16 protein-coding genes are annotated in these 16632 nt (G+C 50.9%); 6 read left to right on the forward strand and 10 right to left on the reverse strand.

The window, feature by feature from the left end:
* Positions 1–61 precede the first annotated feature (61 nt).
* From C7B82_RS02675 to psbH, 7 genes are all read right to left on the reverse strand, one after another.
* Positions 62–1132: an Mrp/NBP35 family ATP-binding protein gene (locus C7B82_RS02675; protein WP_106254759.1), complete on the reverse strand. Its 1071-nt coding sequence runs from the start codon at positions 1130–1132 to the stop codon at positions 62–64.
* A gap of 93 nt (positions 1133–1225) precedes the next feature.
* Positions 1226–1750, reverse strand: a complete 525-nt coding sequence (locus C7B82_RS02680; RefSeq protein ID WP_106254760.1) for a polyketide cyclase / dehydrase and lipid transport — start codon at positions 1748–1750, stop codon at positions 1226–1228.
* A 165-nt stretch (positions 1751–1915) separates the two neighbouring features.
* Positions 1916–2176, reverse strand: coding sequence for a DUF3146 family protein (locus C7B82_RS02685; RefSeq protein ID WP_425443594.1), 261 nt, complete (start codon positions 2174–2176; stop codon positions 1916–1918).
* Between the two features lie 70 nt (positions 2177–2246).
* Entirely contained in the window at positions 2247–2612 is a 366-nt protein-coding gene (locus tag C7B82_RS02690) for a hypothetical protein (protein WP_106254762.1), read from the reverse strand.
* Between the two features lie 146 nt (positions 2613–2758).
* Positions 2759–3391 carry an aminoacyl-tRNA hydrolase gene (gene pth / locus C7B82_RS02695; protein ID WP_106254763.1) on the reverse strand — a complete coding sequence of 211 codons (633 nt, stop codon included), beginning with the start codon at positions 3389–3391 and terminating at the stop codon, positions 2759–2761.
* 44 nt (positions 3392–3435) lie between these two features.
* A complete protein-coding gene (locus C7B82_RS02700; protein WP_106254764.1) occupies positions 3436–3777 on the reverse strand; it encodes a TatA/E family twin arginine-targeting protein translocase in 342 nt (113 codons plus the stop codon).
* A gap of 289 nt (positions 3778–4066) precedes the next feature.
* Complete coding sequence (gene psbH, locus C7B82_RS02705) at positions 4067–4270, reverse strand: photosystem II reaction center phosphoprotein PsbH (RefSeq protein ID WP_106254765.1); 204 nt, start codon at positions 4268–4270, stop codon at positions 4067–4069.
* Positions 4271–4349: 79 nt separating this feature from the next.
* On the opposite strand from psbH, the gene psbN reads away from it, so the two are divergent.
* Positions 4350–4481: a photosystem II reaction center protein PsbN gene (gene psbN / locus C7B82_RS02710; protein ID WP_106254766.1), complete on the forward strand. Its 132-nt coding sequence runs from the start codon at positions 4350–4352 to the stop codon at positions 4479–4481.
* A gap of 38 nt (positions 4482–4519) precedes the next feature.
* On the opposite strand, the gene C7B82_RS33540 is transcribed toward psbN, so the two are convergent.
* Positions 4520–8179 (reverse strand): alpha-mannosidase, encoded by a 3660-nt coding sequence (locus tag C7B82_RS33540; protein ID WP_245939707.1) that lies wholly within the window; start codon positions 8177–8179, stop codon positions 4520–4522.
* Positions 8180–8242: 63 nt separating this feature from the next.
* Here C7B82_RS33540 and C7B82_RS02720 point away from each other — a divergent pair, with 63 nt between their 5' ends.
* Both C7B82_RS02720 and C7B82_RS02725 read left to right on the forward strand, forming a co-directional pair.
* Positions 8243–8809, forward strand: a complete 567-nt coding sequence (locus C7B82_RS02720; RefSeq protein ID WP_106254767.1) for a Uma2 family endonuclease — start codon at positions 8243–8245, stop codon at positions 8807–8809.
* Positions 8810–9077: 268 nt separating this feature from the next.
* On the forward strand, positions 9078–9470 hold the full coding sequence (locus C7B82_RS02725) for a LapA family protein (protein WP_106254768.1): 393 nt from the start codon (positions 9078–9080) through the stop codon (positions 9468–9470).
* On the opposite strand, the gene C7B82_RS02730 is transcribed toward C7B82_RS02725, so the two are convergent.
* Positions 9457–10398: a DUF6999 family protein gene (locus C7B82_RS02730; protein WP_245939698.1), complete on the reverse strand. Its 942-nt coding sequence runs from the start codon at positions 10396–10398 to the stop codon at positions 9457–9459. The two genes, C7B82_RS02725 and C7B82_RS02730, sit on opposite strands and share 14 nt — an antisense overlap.
* A gap of 105 nt (positions 10399–10503) precedes the next feature.
* Positions 10504–12492, reverse strand: coding sequence for a StlD/DarB family beta-ketosynthase (locus tag C7B82_RS02735; RefSeq protein ID WP_106254769.1), 1989 nt, complete (start codon positions 12490–12492; stop codon positions 10504–10506).
* A gap of 396 nt (positions 12493–12888) precedes the next feature.
* On the opposite strand from C7B82_RS02735, the gene C7B82_RS02740 reads away from it, so the two are divergent.
* The 3 genes from C7B82_RS02740 to glmS all read left to right on the forward strand — a co-directional run bounded on the left by C7B82_RS02740 (position 12889) and on the right by glmS (position 16464).
* Positions 12889–13398 carry a hypothetical protein gene (locus C7B82_RS02740; protein ID WP_106254770.1) on the forward strand — a complete coding sequence of 170 codons (510 nt, stop codon included), beginning with the start codon at positions 12889–12891 and terminating at the stop codon, positions 13396–13398.
* A gap of 137 nt (positions 13399–13535) precedes the next feature.
* Entirely contained in the window at positions 13536–14315 is a 780-nt protein-coding gene (locus C7B82_RS02745) for a class I SAM-dependent methyltransferase (RefSeq protein ID WP_106254771.1), read from the forward strand.
* A 232-nt stretch (positions 14316–14547) separates the two neighbouring features.
* Complete coding sequence (gene glmS / locus C7B82_RS02750) at positions 14548–16464, forward strand: glutamine--fructose-6-phosphate transaminase (isomerizing) (RefSeq protein WP_106254772.1); 1917 nt, start codon at positions 14548–14550, stop codon at positions 16462–16464.
* Positions 16465–16632 lie beyond the last annotated feature (168 nt).

Here is a 16632-nt window from a genome sequence, read left to right on the forward strand (position 1 = left end):
CGGACAGGCGGTAATGGTTTAAGGAGATTGATTCCATTCGTAGGAACGTCCCTACAGATACCTACGCTAAGGCAGCGACTGAAACTCTGCCTGCAATACGTTCTGCGATCGCCGTTAACGCCTTGGCTGACGCCGACTCTGGAGCTGCCAGCACGATAGGAATACCGCGATCGCCCCCTTCACGCAGCGAAATTTCAAGCGGAATGCAACCCAGTAGAGGCACCTGTAGTTCTTGTGCGGTTTTTTCGCCGCCAGCAGAGCCAAAAATGTCGTACTGCTTCTCTGGCATGTCGGGTGGGATGAAATAGCTCATATTCTCGACAATGCCCAGGACAGGCACGCCCAGCTGTTGGAACATTTTTAAGCCCCGACGAGAATCGAGCAACGCGACGCTTTGAGGTGTGGTGACAATCACCGCTCCTGCCATCGGCACGGCTTGAGCCAGGGTAAGCTGAGCATCACCCGTACCCGGTGGCATATCGACGATTAAGTAATCTAAATCGCCCCACTGCACCTGATACAGAAACTGACGAATCACTCCATTGAGCATGGGCCCGCGCCAAATGACAGGCTGATCTTTGTCAATCAGAAAGCCCATCGAAACCAGTTTAACGCCGTGGTTGAACGCAGGCTCTAGCACTTCTTGCGCCCCTGACTGCCGCACGGTGACTTTAGCACCTTCTAGTCCGAGCATCATGGGCGCATTAGGGCCATAAATATCGGCGTCGATCAGCCCGACCTTAGCACCAGCCTGTGCCAAGGCGACTGCCACATTCACAGCAACGGTACTTTTGCCGACGCCCCCCTTGCCGCTAGAAATTGCCAGAATATTTTTGACGCCATCAATACCAGTACGATCGGGCAAGGCTTTCTGAGTGGGAGTTTCAGCCGTTACGTCAACGCTCACCGTTTTAACGTCTGGCAGTGTTTTCACCGCTCGTTCACATTCATCAACAATAAATTGGCGGAGTGGGCAAGCGGGTGTGGTGAGCACCAGGGTGAAGCTAACGTTACCATCGGCGATCGCGACGTTGCGGATCATATTCAAGTCCACCAAGCTTTTGTTCAGCTCGGGGTCTTGTACCGGTTTGAGCACTTCAAGGACAGAACTTGTATCAAGGCGATTGGGCATAGTTAACCCTGACTCCAGTGCGAAAAATCGATCGGCATGTGTAACGATCTTACCGTTAAGCGATCGCACCACTATTATGAGCAAGGTTTGCGGCTAGAAATCAAGGCAACGTTGCTTTGCCGGCTTCAAGGTTCCAGGGACGGCTTGCAGTGCTGCTTGTTCTGCCGCGCGCACAAGATCCGAGGCCACTCGCGCTGCATAGGGACGAATAAACGACCAGACGAGCGGGGAGAGCCAGCCTTTCAGCGTCACAGAGTAGGAAACGCAGGTACCACACACAGTCGATTTGACCTGATACGTCACCTGTTCTTCCAAACCCGGTAGCACAAGAATGCGGACGCTAAGCAGTTCACCCGGTCGCACACGCTCGACAAAGATTTGAATGGGAATCGGACTCATGCGCGTGGCTGCCTGATAAATGAGCCCTGGCTTGGCGACCAATCCGTTTGGAACATTTGTGCTGATAATAATTGGGTGCCAAGAGACATCCGTCAAATCGACAATCTTGCGCCACAGATCATCTACGGAGGCAGAACTCAGCGCCTGATACGTTCTGGCTAAGGAGCCTGGAAACCAGTGCTGTTTACAACGTATAAATCTGGGCAAAAAGCCAAACATGGCGCGATCGCTCCTATAGCGAACCTTACTTAGACTACCGATACAACACTTGTTAAGTAGCTCACATCTGTCTACGGACTATTTATAGCCTACCGCTCTCTCGCACACTCGGATAGACCCTCTAAAGGAACCACCTCTCTGTCAATGATTACCGCTTGGGTGCTGCTAAACGTCGGCTCGAATGGTAAATGAGTAGTCGCCGCCAGGCTCTAATTGGTAATCACGTTGCTCTAGAAAGCGACCCAATGGCTCTTTGATCAGCGATCGACCAAGGGATGGTTCTACAGACAATTCGCCGCGCTGAAAGCACCATTGAAATTGCCATTCAAATTGATTGGCTCTTACTTCGCCCTCAAGCTTGCCCTGCTGCCAGGACTGGCGAAGAATGCGAACATGTGCAGTAGTTTCAGGTAAGCGGCGACCCACGATGATAGGTATTGAATAAAAAGTACATCGTTACAGAGAACAGAGACTCGTTAACGTTCGTGAGTTAGCTTCACTTGCTTCCCAACCGTGTAATCAACTGAGCAACATTTTCAGCTTGAGTTTTAGCTGTCTCAGCTTGAGTTTTGGCTGTCTCAGCTTGAGTTTTGGCTATCTCAGCTTGTTGTCGAGTAGTCTCTTTGATTTCACCAAGACCCAGATTGAGGGCAGTAATCGATTCCGACAGCTTACCAATTTGGTCTGCAATGGCGTCAATTTTGAGGCCAAATGCGTCGATGGTTGTGCCAAAAGTGCCAAGCAACTGGTTCTGTTGTTTATTTGACTGTACCAGTTCAGCATTTGACTGCACCAGTTCAGCAGTCGCCTGTACCAGGGTCGTCAGCAAGTCTTGATTGTTTGGCGAAGAATATCCAGTCATGGAGGGTTGATAGGACTTTACAAAAGACTTAAGTGGCATCTTAGCCTACTTTGCGATCGGCAGTTGAGACACCCTGCTACCGAATCCTCAGCTTGACACTAGCAAGCCCAACCTTCAGTATCCAAACGTTCAGACTCACAATCAACCTACTCAGAGATTGCTTGCCCTACAGTGCGGCTGTTGTACAGACTCATAGCTTTCTCCACCCCTTGCTTGAGGCTGAGCTCTACAGCGCCAACGACAACATGTAAGACCTCTGCCATAACCTCAGATTCCTTTGGTGAGAAGCGCCCCAATACATGGCCGATCGCGTCGCCCCGCCGATCGACATCTTTGGCACTACCAATACCAATCCGCAGGCGAGGAAACGCTTGGGTGCCGAGGTGCGCGATCGCCGATTTCATGCCATTCTGACCACCCGCAGACCCCGACAAGCGTAACCGCAGTTTACCTACGGGTAGATCCATGTCGTCGTAAATCACCAGCACCGACTCTGGCGGCAGCTTATACCAATCAGTGACCGCTCGAATGGCTTGCCCAGAGTTGTTCATGTAGGTGGTGGGCTTCAGCAAGCGGATCTTCGCTCGCGCTGCAACGCCCTCGCCAAAGATGCCCTGAAATTTACGATTCTCTGCCAGACTGATCTGCCAGGTTTTCGCCAAAGCATCGATCGCATCAAAGCCGATGTTATGTCGGGTGCGATCGTACTTTGCACCCGGATTGCCCAAACCTACGATGAGCTGGGGTATGACGGGTAATGCAGTAGTCGCCTCTGTCATGCGTTCAGTCCAGGCAGATTCAATGCAAACAAAGACTAGTTAGATTAGCTAACTTCGCTGGGTGTGGCAACTTCCTTCTCAGCCTCAGCAACGCTTTCGTCGATCGGCGCTGTCTCTTCATCGATCGGAGTTGTCTCAGAAGCAGGCGATAGCGTTGGCTGAAAGGGTGTTTCTAGCGTTGCTTCCATCGGCGCTTTCACCGCTTGCTCAATCTGCTCTGCTTCGCGCTTAAACTCTGCTTCAAATTCCTTTGACGCGTCCTGGAATCCGCGAATGGCTTTACCGACACTGCGACCAATTTCTGGCAATTTCTTGGGCCCAAACACAAGCAGAGCCAAAACCATAATCACTGCCATTTCTGGCAAGCCAATTCCAAAAATATTCACCGTATCGCCTCCTGCAACCGCTTCGCTGGACTATGAGCTGTAGATGTGAGCACCTTAAGAGCCTGAACTTTAGACTTTAAACTGACTGTTTTTAGACGCAGACCCCACGCTGCCATCAAAGAACTGTTATCAAAGAATAGCGCCTTCTTTCAGTCCACAGTTCTTAGTCTATCGCCCACCGTCTTTTGTTTAACCAGAGTCTTGCTGCTCACTTAGTATAAAGCGGCATAAAAAATCCCGGTCAAGCCGGGAAGCCGAATGGTCGTTCGGATTGGTCAGCCGAGCGCTTTTAGCCGCCTAGAGCCGTCCAATCAACATCGACATCGTTCAGCAGGAGTGAGGAGTTGTAGATCTGCAAGATGATAAGCAGGAATACCAAAAAGAGCAACATAAAAACACCCATCAACGTTGTGGTGCCCCAGCCGGGAACAACCTTACCGTATTCAGAGTTCAGGGGTTTAAGAACGTCTCCTAACCGAGTCCGCTGTGCCATGAGTCACCTATATAGCTCGACAGAACATGTATATTGTTTGTAACATTATATGGCAACGCACTCATAATTTTTCTCGCATATGGAACCCGCAACAGCTCTTAATATTTCGATCTGCGCCACGTTGGTCGGCCTGACGGCATATGCCATCTACACGGCGTTTGGGCCACCATCGAAGGCGCTGGATGACCCCTTTGAGGATCACGAAGATTAGGAGCTCTTAGCTATCAGCTATCAGCTTGTTGCAGTCATTCAAGACTTAAGCTTCGGATTGAGAATTTGGCTGACCGCTGACTGCTGACTGCTAACTCTAAAGCTGGCGATTTCCCAGGGGCGAACTGTAGCGGTTTGCCCCTTAGTCGTTTGTAGGTCTGTCGATCGCTCCAGCAAATCAACCCGTTCTCCTAACTCCAAACCTAGATCACTGTGGAATGTTAGCTGTGCGTCTTCACCATGGCACTCGTAGCAACGCAGAATCCATTCATCGGGCGAGTCTTCTGACTGCTTGAATGCCATTAGCACGAGATTGTCAGCTCCCAGGTCTAGAAGCGATGCTGTGGGTGGCAGGGTTTGAGGGCGATCGTCTCCGTTAGCAGGAATGACCTGTGCCATGAGCGGCATGTTTAACTCATAGCCATGCTTGACGCTTTGAGCGGCTTTCCAGTCTCCTGCGTGGGGATAGAGGGCATAGGTGAAGAAGTGCTGCCCTTTGTCTGCGTCTGGATCGGGCCATTCGGCACCGCGCAGTAGGGTGAGAAGGAGTTGGTTGGGTTTCACGTCGTAACCGTATTTGCAGTCGTTGAGTAAGCTCACGCCGTAGTTGCCGTCGCTGAGATCTGCCCAGTGCATGGCGGGAACTTCCCACTGGGCTTTTTCAGCCTCAGTCTCCGGCTTCGTGGTTCGCTGAATTACTCCGCAGGGAATCTCATACGTTGCGTAGTCTGCTTCTAGATTCAGCGGAAACGAAACCTTGACTAAGGTGTGCCGCTCTTGCCAATCGACTCTCGTCTGCATCTTGAGCATCTTTGCACCTTGCTGCAAGCTGTAAGTCTGACGAAAAGTAGACTGACCAATTGTGCGATCAACCTGAACACAGCGCTCTAGCGTACCCATCACCTGTGGTATTGCGGAAATGTGGATAAGTTCAGCAGGAGGGAGAGGAAATTGGGCATAGTTTGGGTCAATATTCCAGGCATCCCAATACTGCCCACTGTCCTTAAAGGCTTGCAGTTGATTACCTGGTCCGTTAAGTACTTCACGCTGCTGCACTTTATCCAGCACGCTCGATAAGTCTCCGGTTTCCGGGTTAATGGTAACTCGCAAAAACTCATTTTCGAGGACAAAGGACTCGGTGACTGATGGCACATTTTGAACAGACTGATTGTGGGGATAGAGCCAGAAGGAGCGGTAGCCAATGGCAGGAATGTTTTCTGCGAGGAAAGATACGAGGCATGCTTTCGGCTGTGACGTGGTTGGGACATTGGTTGACAAGCAAGACTGCAAATTGATTGGCTGTCCCTCTAGATCGGAAACTTGCCAGTTCAACTCCTCGTCTTGCTGTGATTGCATCGGTTGCTGCTGCGCTACAACTGTGACGATCTCTGATCGCTCCCAAGTCAGCGAGTTAAATACCATCACCGTTTGCGCCTGTGGGTGCGGTGGTGGCGGTAGAAGCATGCACTGTCCGATCGCCTCCAGTGCCCCCCGCGCCAAAAAAATTGCATCTGCAAACACTTGATTCCATGCATCATTTGCATCTACAAAAACTGATGCAACGGACGAACCGGGTAAAATGTCGTGAAATTGATTGAATAAAACTTGTTTCCATGCTGCTTCTAGCTGCACCTTGGGGTAGGGAACGCTGGCAACTAACGTAGCGAATGAAGTTAGTAGCTCTGCACGGTATAAAAGGGTTTCAGCTCGACGATTATCACGCTTCTGATCGGCGTGGGTAGTGTAGCAGCCGCGATGGAATTCGAGGTAGAGGTCGGAGTGCCAGGAGGGGAGGGTTGGGGGGGTCTGGTGTGTGGGGTCGGGTGTGGGGGGCAGAGGAGGCAGGGGGGGCAGAGGGGGAAAGAGTTTCGCATTCTGAGGTTCACTCACGATGCTTTGAGATTCGGCGTTGATGTTCTGGGGTTCAGCGCTGATGCTCAGAGGTTCGTCGTTGATGCTCAGAGGTTCATGGCTGATACTTTTAGCTTTGTCGCTGATACTTTTAGTTTCGTCGTTGATGCTTTGAGGTTCACGCTCGAATGTTTGAGGTTCACGCTCGAATGTTTGAGGTAAGTCGTTGATGGTCTGAGGTTCAGCGTTGAATGTTTGAGGTTCGTTCGTGATGTTCTGAGGTTCATTCACGATGTTTGACACATCAGCGGAGACGCTTGAAGCTGCGTCAGGCGTGTAATTTGCTTCGAGGTCTTGCAGATAGTCGAGGGCGGTGGAGAATTCTAGCTGAGGGAAGAAGGGTGACTGCTGCCAGCGGCGGGCGATTTCGAGCATATCGCGGGTAGGACCACCGCCATGATCGCCCACTCCAGGGAGCCAGAGGACATCGGGAATGCCGGTTTTGGTTTCCCAGTCGCAGGCATAGGTTGCCATTTTGATGGGGTCAATGCCTTCGCCGATCGGTGCTGACATGAGGCTGAAGATCTCAGTGCGATCGGGAGCCTGCCACTTAAAGACTTCGTAGGGGAACTTGGTGGTATCGTTCCAGCGCAGTTTTTGGGTGACGAAGTAATCCATGCCGCCCTGCTTGAGGATCTGCGGTAGCTGCCAGGTGAAACCAAAGCTATCGGGCAACCATGCCATACGGTTGATGCTGCCAAACTTCTCCTGAAAGTAGCGCTGACCGTACAGCACCTGCCGCACCATTGACTCGCCGCTGATGATATTTAACTCTGGCTCGATCCACAGTCCGCCCACAAGTTCCCACCATCCGGCGGCGATCGCCTGTCGGATCTGCTCGAACAGTGCCGGACGGTTTTGCTCCATCCAGGCGTAGAGCGCAGGTGTGGAGTGGCAGAAGATGAGTTCGGGGAAGTCTTTTTGAAGGTTCAGGGCAGACTCAAAGGTGCGTTCGGCAGCCTTCCAGGTTTCATCGACTGTCCAGAGCCATGCCATGTCGAGGTGGGCGTGTCCGAGAAGGCGAATGCGGCGCTGTTTGAGGAGGGGAGAGAGGGGGAGGAGGCGATCGCGGAGGTGGGTGAGGGTGTGGGTGAAGGGGAGGAGGGAGTGGGGAGTGGGGAGTGGGGAGTGGGGAGTGGGGGGAGCAAGGGAAAGGAGAATGCTTGACCAGTCGATCGCGGTGACGGCTTCAGTGAGGAAAGCCAGTTTTTCGGGGGCGAAGGTTTGGAGGTAGAGGCGGAGGATGTCGAGTTCGTCGGCGATGAAGCTGGGTTCGGGGATGTCGTTGGAGGATTCGTAATGGCAGACCGATCGCACGAGTGCACCATCATCGTGTCCGGGGCTGACAAGACGAAGTGCGATCGCGAAGGTGCCTCCGGTTGTGACGGCTTCGCTGAGCAAGATGCGGGTGACGCAGTCAAACAGATCGCCTGCTTGCACTAAGGCACCGTTAACAAAGATTTGGGTGTCGATCGCCCACCAAGTCAGGGCTAGTCGCAGGGTCATTCCTGCCAGTGGATAGCCTGCGAGGTCGTGGGGTACGGTGATGAGTTGACCGAGCCAGCGGACGTGTTTGCCTTTTGCCCAGGCGATGTGATCTTTCTCGTTGAGGGGCGCGATCGGCCAATCCTGCCAGGTGTCGGGTTGGGTTGCCTGGGCGATCGACAGATCCTCATCGCAGTAACGCCAACCTTCCTGAATGCTGGTTTGAGTCAGGCTGCGAAGGCGCGTAATCGCTTCCGAAAGCTGATCGGCTGGGGCTGAAACGGGATTGCTCACCACTATCATCGATTCCACTGACTGCACATACATAATAGATGTAGACAGAGTTCAGCGATGCAGGTCTAGAACATGGTGACAACTCCAACAATCTCTACCGCGATCGAGGAAGAAGACTTTGATGCGTCTGCTTTACCGCTCGATCGCTATGACGAAGTTCCAGAAGGCATGGAGGAGGTTGATGGGGAGCTAGTTGAGAAAACAGGTATGACGATCGAGCATGGGACGACTCAGACAAATCTTGCTAGCGAATGGAAATATTACGTTCGCTCTAGCAACCAGGGCGGCAAAGCCATGACAGAGGTTGTTTGTCAAACTGAAAAACAGAAGCGTCGCCCCGATGTTGCTTATCTTTCTGCTGAACTGATTGAACAATTTGGTCAACCAAGTGTCTTTCCTCAAAGCTTTCCACTCATTGGCGAAGTTGCTTCACCCAAAGATAGCGCAGAGGAATTGTTTGCAAAAGCCAGAGAGTATTTAGCATCGGGCTGTCAGGAGGTCTGGTTACTGTTCCCTGAGAATGCGATCGTCATCATTATTACGTCCGAGAAGTCGTTGATCTTCACCGAAGCTGAAACCGTGAATACTCAAACTGTTCTGCAAGGCTTCAGCATTCCAGTTGCAGAGTTGTTTGCTTAATTGAAAGCTTTCACCACTCTCAACACCGCCCTGCAATGAATTGCGGGCTAACAGAACGAAGTCCGTTCAAACGGACTAAGATACTCAACAGACAACCATTTCAACCCATTACCCTACGGGAAGGCAAAGCCTACAATGGGTTTTAGCCATTAGCCCTGAATTGATTCAAGGGCGGGGTATCGCGAAAGTGCAGGGTTTGAGTGAACTAACGCCTTCAGTTCAGAGTGATATTATCAAGCGTGTACTCCGTCTGTAACAAAGCACCGCTATGGGAGTCATCGTACTCATCCTGATGATTGTTCTGTCGATCGTCATGGTCATCTTCGGCGTTCAAAATCCCCAGCCAGTCAATGTCCGATTTTTTGCTATCGAAAGCGGTAACATCTCGCTGTCACTGGTCATTGTGGTGTCTGCTCTCATTGGCGCAGCGTTGATTGGGCTACTCAGCCTGTGGGACAGTGCGCGACGCGGCATCCGTACTATGCGGACGAATAAGCAACTGACTGGTTTGGAGCAACGAAACAGTGAGTTAGAACGCCTGAAGGCATCACTTGAGCAAGAAAATGTTGCCTTAAAAGAGCGCAATGCCCAGTTGGAGAATGTGAAACAAACGGTTGAAGTCAAGGCGATCGACTCAGACGGCCTGATTAGCGATCGCTAACAGTCTGCGCCATTTCCTTCCGTAACTCCAGATAGCGATGCAGATACTCTGAGATGATGCCGTGCAGCAGGAGATTACGTGCAGCCCCAAACGGACTTTCGGGAGCCAGCGGGTGACGGTTGGTGATGACGTGGTTCCAGTTGTAGTCGCCTGTGAGCGCACTGATGTAGCAGCCAAAGTTTTCGTCGAATTCCAGGGACAAAACTGCCCGTTCAAATTCATCGCTGGTGAGGCAGAGCGAATAGAAGACTTTGAAAAGTTCGATCGCCGACTCCAGATCCAATATCCGCAACCAGCGTCGCTTTTTGAAATCGATATCTACCTGTACTGATTTGATGCTGTCAAAATTCAATCCCCGTTCTTTCACCGGCTCGATCCAGTGAGGCTTTTCGCGCTGTGCTTTGCTGTAATCCAGCACAAAGTTGTAGAGAATCAGGTCGTGTTCAAGAAAGGCGTTCTCTGCCAGATTGCCGACGGTGCGGGGATACAGTTGGGATTTCTCGATCGCTGGATCAGGACCGTTATCAATCAAGAAGTTGACGATATTGGAACCAAGGCAAATGTGCCGCACAATCAGATAACATGCTTCCGGCGACACGAAGGTGTTGAGAAACCAAGCTGCCGATTGATGCATCAGCGTATAGTTGCTGAACTGAAAGGGCAACAGCCGCTTCACCGTCATAATGATCGCCAGCAGTAGATTCGCAATCAAGGCGATCGGCACCAACAGATAACTGCGCGTCCAGTTTCGCAAGTCGCGAATCATATAACCCTTTGAAATCGGGTCTACCGGAATCGCCTGATCCACATACAGCGCATCCCAGGCATTAGGATTGCGGCGATCGTGTGGTTCTGGGATGTATGGTTGGGCGGTTGGCGAAGAGATGGCGGTGTCTAACTCTTGTGAGATCAGTTCAGCTTGGCTCATGGCGATCAACAGGTTGACGATGGAACGTTGAGTTTGATCTGGGTGTTGTCAGTGGTGCAGAGAGCAAAGAGGTGAGAATTTCTCTGCGTCTCTGCGATGGTTACATTACTGGATTTCTTCTAGTTGCAGTCGGTAGAGTCGAGCAGTCACTCGTGCGGTTTTAAGGATGCGATCGGCAATGTCTTGTGTCATCCATTCGGCATTAATCAATTCATTCAGCTTGCCCAGATGTGCTTCGTCATTTGCGCCGTGATAGCCCAAAAACGACACCTGTTCATCCTTTAGACCCAGCGTTGTCTTAATTTGCGCTGCCCATTGTCCCGCCAGATTGTTGCCCAGTCCTTCAATAATAAACATGCTCCCCAGCAGGTCTACCGGATTTTCGCGCGAGGCTTGATGGAAAATAAATGCGGACAGTGCTTCACTGCCAATGTTTTTCTCCGCATTGACAATCTCTTCCAGCGCACCACCAACAGAAACATAATTGCGCTCCAGCATTTGATAATCGCGGTGTTCATCTTGAGCATGACCAATGAAGGTCGATCGCAGCCGAAAGTCCGTCATATTCGACGCAGCCCGCGCAATCCACCGTGCCCCTTCCACCACTTGCGGACGCAGATTTCGCAGCATCGCCCTGTAGTCGTCTACCGTAAACTCACCACGATGTAATTTGCGGACAATGGGGACGGAACGAATCTCGCGTTCAAACTCTAGCCAAATGAGCGCGAGTTGACGGAGGAGGTAAGCAGAGACAGGTTCTTCAGGTGTAGGGAAAGAGTTTTGAGTAGCGCTTTGCGCCGCTGATTCCGTTGGACACGCTTCGCGTTTCTTGGATGCCAGAGGCTCTACGCTAGAGAGTTTTGAGTTTTGAGTTTTGCTTTGCATTGCTACGTTAGAGCGCTCTATGGTTTGAGTTAATGCTGGTTCCTCAACGGCTGATGGCTGATGGCTGACGGCTGATGGCTGACTTCCCACCACGCTCAACATCATATAAGCCGTTGTAAACCGTCCACTTTCGGGCACGAAGCAAAAGATTTTTTGACCCGGTTGGAGTTTGCCAGAGTGAAATAATTCTTCCAGCATTAAATAGATGGAGGCACAACCTGTATTACCGCGTGTGTAGAGGTTCGTGAACCATTTTGATTCGGGAATCATGCAGTTTGCTTTTTCCAGCAGTTCCACAATTTGTCCCCTAAAAAAGTGAGACGAGTAGTGACACAACAGCCAATCAATATCATCCGGTTGCACACGACCCCGTTCGATTAATTTCAGCCAACCTTCCACACCCAGCTTAATAACGTTGTCCAACAAGCGAATGTTTTGCCGTAGGTTTATGGCACCTGATTGCGCTGCTTCCATGTAGGACGGATAATCCATCCAGCTTTTTTGCGCCGTTTCATCTTCCGTGCCAGCATACATACAAACGGGATAAGCATTGGCGTGAGAAATGAGTTCAATCCATTCAATTTTCAGACTGATTCCTGAAGCATTTGGATGGTCTTGAACAAGAAAGGCACCAGCACCATCGGAGAGCATCCAGCGCAGAAATTCGGTGTCAAAACCAAGTGGTTTTCCTGCTTTTACGCCTGCTTCTGCTTCAAAATGAGTGTGTTTAAACAAACGTGATGGCAGTTCAGATGCAACGGCGATCGCTGCTCTTTTTTCACCCAATTTCACCTGCGATGCAGCATATTTGAGTGCTGCCACTCCTGCACAACACACCCCTTGATTGGAGGTCACTTCGATCGGTGACAATTCCGATAATTCTCCATGTACCATGCTGCCAAAACCAGGAACGAGCAAATCTGACCAACTGGTAGCAGCGGCGAGAAGGTCGATCGCGCCCGGTTCTAAATTAGCCTTGGCGATCGCATCCCGAATGGCGATCGCCGCCATCTGGCTGTTGCTATACGTGGGCTGCTGCTGCCGATCGATCGCATAATAGCGCTGCTGAATACCGTTACTTTTGAGAATGCGATGTTTAACTTTAGAAGGGCGACCGTTCACCTTTCCTAAATAGTCTTCCATCTCGTCATTCGTGATCGGATTTCCAGGCAAAAACTTGCCGATGCTGTTAATGAATACACCGTACATATGTGACTCGTTTTTTGAAAAGGTAAATTTTGAGGGCATTATTGCCCTAACCCAAACACTCAGACATTAACACTCTGAGTCTGAAGCACTCATTCGTTGCCTTCATCCTCGACAAATCTGATCGCTTGGAACTTTTTGTAAGTTAATTAATCAAGTAATCTGTCGAAGATTCCTGAAATGTGTTTAAGGAAAAAATACGCTCCACCATAAAGCCTAAAGATTGGCTTCGCAGCTTTCTAAAACATCTAAATCAACCACAAGCTCGATAGATTGACTCTAGTAATTTTGCGTAGAGCTTGACATGAATTTGTGACAGTTTGATCCACTGTCACAAATTTGACGGTTTCGCGATTGATTTAGCACAGACTAATCATAAAGCTCAATCAAAACCAGATAATGGACACGATCGATACGCTTAGTTTGCCCATTGAACCACTGCAACGATCGCTTACCTTGCGGCAAGGACTCGACCGTTACTATGAGGCAAATCCTGATTTTGTGCGTGATCAAGATCTCTGGGTTGGCATCATGCGCATTCCCTGGTGCGATATGCAGCGACACGACATCATGCACGTCGTCACGGGCTACAGCACGGCATTGGAACAAGAACTCCAACTCATCGGCTTTCTGCTCACATCCCTCACCTGGAAACGTCCCTGGTACTACTACGCGCAGAGCTTTGTCGTGTTTCTAGAGCTTCTGTGGCAGTCCATCCAGGGCAAAGCGTGGGGTGGGATCTATCACAATCCTGTGCAGGTTTGCCGACTGTACCTCAAGGGCGTTAAGCAAGGCTTGACGGTACATCAAAAGATCAATGCCGCGATCGATCCGTCTACGGTGCTCGATCTCGACCTGGCATCACTGCGATCGGAATACGGCATTCAAAACGCAGGCGCATGGGATTGAAGCGGAGGGAGGCAGGAGACAGGAGTGATGCCGCAAGCCGTTAGAAAATACAGCTCGAAAGCGTGTTTGCCAGCACTTGAACAATGTGAGCAAACGTACTATTTTGTCTCAATAGTTTCTTATGAGACAAAAGGCTAATGAGGGCTAAAAATGTTCAAATTCAAACCAAACCGAATTACGGCATTGATGCGCCTGGTCTAGTGCGCTTCTTTTTTACTGCTGGTGCAGTGGCACTCGCAATCTTTCTTGTGGTGCTGTTTTCATCGCTATGGGGGCAAATTCCCAAAATAGTCGTCGGTACACTCTTGGGTATTGCAGCTACCTACTTGCTTGGCATGGGTTGCTTCATGCTGTATGGCAGTAAGGTCATGAAGTTAAAAGACAGAGATAACCTACTGAATCTTGTGCCGTGGTCAGGTCGTGAGCTTGTGCTCGATGTCGGTTGTGGACGAGGTTTAATGCTAGTTGGGGCTGCAAAGCGGCTTACTACTGGCAAGGCGATCGGTATCGACCTGTGGCAACAGCACGATCAAGCCAACAATAGTGCTGCGGCTGCGCTATCAAATGCTGCAACTGAAGGGGTTACAGAGCGTGTTGAAGTCAAAACAGCCGATATGCGTCAGTTGCCTTTTTCAGAAAACTACTTTGATGTGGTGCTCTCAAGTTGGGCGGTTCATAACATAGAAGCCGAAACCGATCGCAAAACAGCACTCGATGAAATTGTCAGAGTCCTCAAACCAAATGGCATGGTCGTTCTGTCAGACATCATCTATCAAGCTGAATATGCACACTATTTTGAGCGTCATGGCATGACGAACGTTCAGCGTCATAACAATGCAATCCGAGATTTAGTGCTTAAAGCCGTCACGTTTGGTAGTTTCGCGCCATCTGCTGTCTCCGCTTGCAAAAGTGCCTAACAATTTTCTCAGAGCAGACTGCCGGAAGTCAGTGGTGCTGAATTCGAGGTTGTTTACAGCCGCTCAAGAAAACTTTAGAAGTCGGGTCAAGAAGGCAGGGGAAGCAGATTTCACTCAAAACGCTTTCCCTCTCATTCCCCTCTCCCCTCACTCCTCTCCCCTCACCTCCCATTAGAGGTTAAAAAAACGGAGTATATTGACGAGTATGTAGGCTTGGCAGGAGTGACTCTAGATGTGCGGAATTGTTGGCTATATTGGCACCCAGGCAGCAAGCGGTATTTTGCTTGAAGGGCTGCGGAAGCTGGAATATCGCGGGTATGACTCTGCGGGCATTGCCACTGTGCTGGAAGGCGAGATCCACTGCGTCCGCGCCAAAGGTAAGCTGCACAACCTGGAAGAAAAGCTGGCAGGTGAAGAAAACCCGGCACGCATCGGCATTGCTCATACTCGCTGGGCAACCCATGGCAAGCCTGAAGAATACAACGCTCATCCCCATACAGACACCGCCAATCGCATCGCGGTGATCCAAAACGGCATCATCGAAAACTATCGTGACCTGCGCGAAGCATTAAAGGCTCGTGGCGTGGCGTTTCGCTCCGATACGGATACTGAGGTTATTCCCCATCTAATTGCCGAAGCATTAGCAGAACTGAGGAATCAGGAGTCCAGCCCTACTCCCTACTCTCCACTCCCTACTCCCTTTCTCGAAGCGGTTCGTCTGGTCGTCAATCGCCTCGAAGGTGCCTTTGCGATCGCTGTCATTTCTGCCGATTACCCCGATGAACTCATCGTGGCGCGGCAGCAAGCCCCTGTGGTCATTGGCTTTGGGCAGGGTGAGTTTTACTGTGCCTCGGATACGCCTGCGATCGTCCCTTACACGCGTGCAGTGCTGACCCTGGACAACGGCGAACTGGCGCGGATGACACCGTTGGGAGTGGAAGTCTACAGCTTTGAGGGACAGCGCCTGAAGAAAACGCCCCGGACGCTGAACTGGAACCCGGTGATGGTGGAAAAGCAGGGTTTCAAACACTTCATGCTCAAGGAAATCTACGAGCAGCCCGGAGTCGTGCGATCGTGCCTGGAAGCTTATATCGACACCCATTGGACAGCCGCCGACCACACCCATTCGCCCATTCGTTTGAATTTGCCTGCTGACCTGTACGCCGATTTGCAACACATTCAAATTGTGGCGTGTGGCACCAGTTGGCATGCGGGTCTGGTTGGGAAGTATTTGCTGGAGCAATTGGCTGGCATTCCCACTTCTGTGCAGTATGCGTCTGAGTTTCGTTATGCGCCGTCACCGCTGACGCCTCATACCCTCACCATTGGCGTGACACAATCGGGCGAAACGGCTGATACGCTGGCAGCGCTGGCGATGGAGAAGCAGCGCCGATCGGGGCACTCAGCCGAATTTCAGGCACGGCTATTAGGCATTACCAATCGTCCAGAGAGTTCATTAGGGGATCTGGTGCCCCACATTATTGATACGCACGCAGGGATTGAAATTGGCGTCGCGGCAACGAAAACCTTTGTCGCGCAGTTGATGGCGTTTTACTGTCTGGCGATCGACCTGGCACACCATCGTCAGGTCATTGCGCCCACTCAGCTTGAACAACTGCTAGAAGGTTTACAACAACTCCCCGCCCAAATTGAAGTGGTGCTGGAAAGCCAGGAGCGCTATATTGAGCAACTCGCTCACGATTTTGCCGAAACGCAAGATTTCATCTTTTTGGGACGCGGCATTAATTTCCCGATCGCCCTTGAAGGTGCACTCAAACTGAAGGAAATCAGCTACATCCATGCGGAAGGCTACCCCGCTGGCGAGATGAAGCACGGACCGATCGCGCTGTTGGATGCGAAGGTGCCTGTGGTCGCGATCGCCATGCCAGGAACGGTCTTTGAAAAAGTGCTCTCCAACGCCCAGGAAGCCAAAGCCCGCGATGCGCGTTTAATCGGAGTCACGCCGATGGATGAACACGAAGCGGCGGAAACCTTCGATACGTTGATTCCGGTGCCCCATGTGGATGAGATTCTGTCGCCGATCGTCACGGTAATTCCCCTGCAACTGCTGGCGTATCACATTGCGGCACGCAGAGGCTTGGATGTCGATCAGCCTCGTAACCTTGCAAAGTCGGTAACTGTGGAATAGGTCTGACGTATGCAACTAGCAGATCTGAAGATAGAAAATAAAGTCGTACACTATCAAATAAAGTTTTACACTATTGGATGAAGTTGTACACTAGAGAAAAAAGCTGTACACTACCAATACAAGTGTACGGCTTTTTCTTTGGTTATATGCAACCCCTTTATCGCTCAC

Origin of the sequence: Stenomitos frigidus ULC18 (assembly GCF_003003795.1) — a bacterium.
Classification (GTDB): Bacteria; Cyanobacteriota; Cyanobacteriia; order Leptolyngbyales; family Leptolyngbyaceae; genus Stenomitos; species Stenomitos frigidus_A.

What these genes read in the sequence shown, in the direction of transcription:
- C7B82_RS02730 (WP_245939698.1), bottom strand. Translation starts at nt 10,398, where the DNA reads ATGAGCCAAGCTGAACTGATCTCACAAGAGTTAGACACCGCCATCTCT.
- C7B82_RS02725 (WP_106254768.1), top strand. Translation starts at nt 9,078, where the DNA reads ATGGGAGTCATCGTACTCATCCTGATGATTGTTCTGTCGATCGTCATG.
- C7B82_RS02740 (WP_106254770.1), top strand. Translation starts at nt 12,889, where the DNA reads ATGGACACGATCGATACGCTTAGTTTGCCCATTGAACCACTGCAACGA.
- C7B82_RS02680 (WP_106254760.1), bottom strand. Translation starts at nt 1,750, where the DNA reads ATGTTTGGCTTTTTGCCCAGATTTATACGTTGTAAACAGCACTGGTTT.
- C7B82_RS33540 (WP_245939707.1), bottom strand. Translation starts at nt 8,179, where the DNA reads ATGATAGTGGTGAGCAATCCCGTTTCAGCCCCAGCCGATCAGCTTTCG.
- C7B82_RS02745 (WP_106254771.1), top strand. Translation starts at nt 13,536, where the DNA reads ATGAGGGCTAAAAATGTTCAAATTCAAACCAAACCGAATTACGGCATT.
- C7B82_RS02690 (WP_106254762.1), bottom strand. Translation starts at nt 2,612, where the DNA reads ATGACTGGATATTCTTCGCCAAACAATCAAGACTTGCTGACGACCCTG.
- pth (WP_106254763.1), bottom strand. Translation starts at nt 3,391, where the DNA reads ATGACAGAGGCGACTACTGCATTACCCGTCATACCCCAGCTCATCGTA.
- psbH (WP_106254765.1), bottom strand. Translation starts at nt 4,270, where the DNA reads ATGGCACAGCGGACTCGGTTAGGAGACGTTCTTAAACCCCTGAACTCT.
- C7B82_RS02675 (WP_106254759.1), bottom strand. Translation starts at nt 1,132, where the DNA reads ATGCCCAATCGCCTTGATACAAGTTCTGTCCTTGAAGTGCTCAAACCG.
- C7B82_RS02720 (WP_106254767.1), top strand. Translation starts at nt 8,243, where the DNA reads ATGGTGACAACTCCAACAATCTCTACCGCGATCGAGGAAGAAGACTTT.
- psbN (WP_106254766.1), top strand. Translation starts at nt 4,350, where the DNA reads ATGGAACCCGCAACAGCTCTTAATATTTCGATCTGCGCCACGTTGGTC.
- C7B82_RS02735 (WP_106254769.1), bottom strand. Translation starts at nt 12,492, where the DNA reads ATGTACGGTGTATTCATTAACAGCATCGGCAAGTTTTTGCCTGGAAAT.
- glmS (WP_106254772.1), top strand. Translation starts at nt 14,548, where the DNA reads ATGTGCGGAATTGTTGGCTATATTGGCACCCAGGCAGCAAGCGGTATT.